The organism is Capnocytophaga sp., from assembly GCF_030532915.1.
Taxonomy (GTDB): domain Bacteria; phylum Bacteroidota; class Bacteroidia; order Flavobacteriales; family Flavobacteriaceae; genus Capnocytophaga.
This window is the reverse complement of record NZ_JAUNKD010000030.1, coordinates 1-3,702: the sequence shown is the minus strand read 5'-3', so window position 1 is coordinate 3,702 and position 3,702 is coordinate 1. Positions and strand designations below refer to the sequence as shown.

The window sequence follows — 3,702 nt, the reverse complement described above, 5'->3', positions numbered from 1 at the left end:
TCCATTTCATATTTGCCGACATAATGCAAATCAGGATACGAAAGTAGCACGTTTTCAGGCAATTGCAAATCTTTTTTATACAAAATGATATACACATTGGGCGAAATGCCTTTTTCGGTACAAATTTTTTCTACCAAGGGCAAATCTTCTTTTTGCAAAAGGGTGAATTTTAGCAATTCCGACAAAAGAAAATCATACTGAAAATCAGGACTTAACACTTCAATTCCGTAATTTTGCAGCGAAAAATCCGTAATTTGTAATTCGCTAAAAAACAACGGATTATCTTTTCCGTCTCCCAACGCATACTGCCTAAATTTTTCGGCATCATTTTCGGTAATTTTTGCTAAAAACAGATAAAAATAATACGATTGTTGCATTTTTTGAAATTTTTAAGTCTAACGCTTGTGTTCTTTTGTAAAACAAGTTTTTTGTTTTAGGGGTTTGTTTAAATGCAAAAATACAAATAAATACGGACTTGTTTGGGGTTGTTTCCTGACCACCAACAGCTTGAAGATGAGTTTTGTGTGTAAAAACTTAAAAATCAATAGATTACTTTTTAAGGTGTAGAAAAATTTCCGTTCCCTTTTTATGGTTTCCGCACCAAAAACGCCAAATCTTTGTATTTTTGCCCAAAAAATCTTAAAAATGTACCCGAAATTACGCTCCCATTTTGAAAAAATCGTTACGCTGACCGATGACGAATTTGAGGCAGTGGCTTCTTATTTCAGCTTCAAAACTTTGCGGAAACATCAGTTTTTGGTGCAGCAAGGCGAAGCCGTTCAGAATGATTTTTGGGTGGTAAGTGGCTTATTAAAAGCCTATTACCTGGCTCCTAACGGAAAGGAACATATCTTGCAATTTGCAATGGAAGATTGGTGGATTACTGATTATCAGGCGTATTTCGGGAAAACATCGGCTCAGCTCAATGTCAATTGCTTGGAAGATACGCAGGTGCTTTGCCTTTCGCTTGAAAATCGTGAAAAAATATGCTCCAATTTTCAAAAAATAGACACTTTTTTCCGAAAGAAAGCCAATGCAGGTTATGTGGCATTGCAAAAACGAATTTTATCACTTCTTAACGATAACCCCAAAGAACGCTACACGCAGTTTTTAACGCTTTATCCCACTCTCTTACAGCGGATTCCGAAAACTTTAATCGCCTCATATTTAGGGGTTTCTCGCGAAACTTTAAGTCGACTTAATCAGTAAAAAAACAAATTTGTGATTTCAATCACACCAAAATAGTGATTTTTGTCCTTTTCTCTTTTTGTCTTTTTTGTGAATTTTGCACCTGAATTTTTAAACAAAATAACGATGAAAAGAAAAGCATTCTGGGCAAAGTGGGCAATGGTATTGTGCTGCATTTTCGGCTTTGCCACAACCCAAGTTTCAGCACAAAAAACTAAAAAATCAGGTAAAATGAAAAAAGTGTTATTCGTATTGACGAGCCACGCCCAAAAAGGAAACACAGGCGAGGCTACGGGCTATTATCTTTCGGAAGTTTCGCATCCTTGGGAAGTGCTTCATAAGGCAGGTTATGAGATTGATTTTGTGAGTCCTAAAGGAGGAAATCCACCCGTTGACGGCTTCAAATTGGACGACCCTGTGAACAAAACTTTTTGGGAAGATAAAATTTACAACACGAAGGTGAAAAACACGCTGAAACCTTCGCAAGTGAATCCTAAAAATTATGTGGCTATTTTTTATGCAGGCGGACACGGAACAATGTGGGATTTTGCCGAAAATACTGAATTACAGAAAATTGCTCGTGACATTTACGAACAAGGAGGCGTAGTTTCGGGCGTTTGCCACGGACCGGCAGGTTTGGTAAATATCCGACTCTCTAACGGAAAATATTTGGTAGATGGCAAAAAAATTAATGCCTTTACCAATGAAGAAGAAACAGCCGTGAAACTTGAAAAAGTAGTTCCTTTCTTGCTGGAAGACAAGCTGAAAGAACGAGGAGCTATTTTTGAAAAATCGGCAATGTGGCAACCGCATATCACTGTTGACCAGCGTGTTATTACAGGACAAAATCCGCAATCTGCCAAAGGGGTCGGAGAAGCGATTTTAAAGGAATTGCAAAAATAATTTTGTCAGCAAAATCAAACATACAAGGAGCGGAAAAATTTTCGTTCCTTGTGTGTTTTCATATTTTTGTAAACCATATATGATTTTAAGTTAAATTATCAAATTTTTCAGTGTAATGCTTGAATTTTGGGCTGTTTTTTAGATAGCGTTGGGCGAGTTTGGCAAGTTCGTCTTTGGGATGGGTTTGGGTGATGATTTGCTTGGCTTGGGCTTCAAAACCGCCGATTTTCTTACGGTTTAACAGCTCCATAAACTCCGTTTTAAACATATCATTTTGCCAAAGCGATTCGTTCAACGCCAGTCGCACCAGCTCATCAGCCCAAAGTATGCCGACCTCACGCACGAACTGCACACGAGCGTTTTTGTACTTTTCGTCCGTGGCAAGACTGACAACATATTTTTTGATTTTCAAATATTTACGCCGAGACGGATTCCAATATGGATCAAAAATCAACAGAAAAAACTGAGCGAATTTACTCAATTCCAGCTCAAATTTTTGCGAAAAATACAAGGCGTTGTTGCCTGTTTCAGCTTCGCTAAAATGGGTCAGGATAAAATCGACCAACTGTTGCATTTGTGCCAAAATTTCCTCTTCACTCGCCTGATTGGCAAGGAGTAAGCATATGGCATCTCGGCGGTTTTCGACTTCGTGGTATTTGTTCATTTTCTTTAAGTTAATTTTTATTAAATACGAGTTTTGCAGTTATTCACGAATTCTGTTTTTTAGCCTTTAATTTTTTGAGATTATGGTCAAAATCAAAGTCCTCAACGGACGGACTTTCCAAGCCTTCTTGAATTGCTTTTTTGAGGGCAATTGCCTTATTTTCTTCATTTTCCAAAAGCCGAAGCCCCGCACGAACCACCTCGCTTACATTTTTGTATCGCCCCGTAGCCACCTGATTACTAACAAATTGGTCGAAATAACTTCCCAAAGAAACCGATGTATTTTTCATAATGCTAAACTTTTTGCAAAGTTACCAAAAATTGGTAATTCTGCCAAAAACCGCTTGTTTTTAAATCCCTTTTGAAGCTCGTTTTACATCACAATCGTCAAACTTTCGGAAAGTGGGCTAACTTGCTTATTATCAATCGATACATTTGCCATTTGAGCCGTGTTCAGCACATTAAAATTATATATTTTTTTGATATTTCCGTTGGGGATTTCGCTGATTTTTTCCGACCAAACTTCCTCATCTTTAGGAATATAGGAAGTCGAACTCCAAAAACTCTTTTTGGTTATCCACTCGTTCCAAGTGAGTTTTTTATCGGCACGATAGCCGTAGGCGTAGTCAATCCGAGCGATGGGCAACCAAGTTTCGATGATTTTTTGGGCTTTTTCGTGGTCAAAATCGCTTGCGTTTTGCCAAAAAAATTCAATGTCCAAGCACCAAAAATCGTCTTTGGGTGTCCATAAATTAAATTGAGATTGATAGGTTTCGTCTTTGTCTGACGCACTGATTCCCAGTAGGTTTTTATAGCCTTTTTGGTTGATTTTCTTCCAAAAAGTGGTTTGTTTGACCAGCGGGTCACCTTTGGAAATGCCGTAGCCCGAGCCGTTGATGTCCATTCGTAAATCGGACTGCTGAAAAATTTCCTCTCCAATGGAAATCA

The 3,702-nt window shown here is 38.1% G+C and carries 6 protein-coding genes; 2 read left to right on the top strand and 4 right to left on the bottom strand.

The annotated features are described in order from the left end of the window. On the bottom strand, nt 1-377 hold a 377-nt coding region (locus Q4D72_RS09265; protein WP_303077563.1), incomplete at its 3' end, for a hypothetical protein. Nucleotides 378-645: 268 nt separating this feature from the next. Between Q4D72_RS09265 and Q4D72_RS09260 the strand changes: the two genes are divergently transcribed. Next, nucleotides 646-1,209: a Crp/Fnr family transcriptional regulator gene (locus Q4D72_RS09260; RefSeq protein ID WP_303077562.1), complete on the top strand. Its 564-nt coding sequence runs from the start codon at nt 646-648 to the stop codon at nt 1,207-1,209. A 105-nt stretch (nt 1,210-1,314) separates the two neighbouring features. Then, the gene (locus tag Q4D72_RS09255) at nt 1,315-2,091 is read left to right on the top strand and encodes a type 1 glutamine amidotransferase domain-containing protein (protein WP_303077561.1); all 777 of its coding nucleotides are present in this window, start codon (nt 1,315-1,317) and stop codon (nt 2,089-2,091) included. Nucleotides 2,092-2,176: 85 nt separating this feature from the next. Here the strand turns inward: Q4D72_RS09255 and Q4D72_RS09250 are convergent, their stop codons facing one another. From Q4D72_RS09250 to Q4D72_RS09240, 3 genes are all read right to left on the bottom strand, one after another. Beyond that, nucleotides 2,177-2,755: a hypothetical protein gene (locus Q4D72_RS09250; protein WP_303077560.1), complete on the bottom strand. Its 579-nt coding sequence runs from the start codon at nt 2,753-2,755 to the stop codon at nt 2,177-2,179. 43 nt (nt 2,756-2,798) lie between these two features. Next, entirely contained in the window at nt 2,799-3,044 is a 246-nt protein-coding gene (locus Q4D72_RS09245; RefSeq protein ID WP_303077559.1) for a type II toxin-antitoxin system ParD family antitoxin, read from the bottom strand. An 83-nt stretch (nt 3,045-3,127) separates the two neighbouring features. Then, nucleotides 3,128-3,702, bottom strand: a 575-nt coding sequence (locus tag Q4D72_RS09240) for a hypothetical protein (protein WP_303077558.1), incomplete at its 5' end; no start/stop codon positions are given.

Bases quoted from the DNA above. Each gene is read 5' to 3' on its own strand.
- Q4D72_RS09260 (WP_303077562.1), top strand. From the start codon at position 646: ATGTACCCGAAATTACGCTCCCATTTTGAAAAAATCGTTACGCTGACC.
- Q4D72_RS09255 (WP_303077561.1), top strand. From the start codon at position 1,315: ATGAAAAGAAAAGCATTCTGGGCAAAGTGGGCAATGGTATTGTGCTGC.
- Q4D72_RS09250 (WP_303077560.1), bottom strand. From the start codon at position 2,755: ATGAACAAATACCACGAAGTCGAAAACCGCCGAGATGCCATATGCTTA.
- Q4D72_RS09245 (WP_303077559.1), bottom strand. From the start codon at position 3,044: ATGAAAAATACATCGGTTTCTTTGGGAAGTTATTTCGACCAATTTGTT.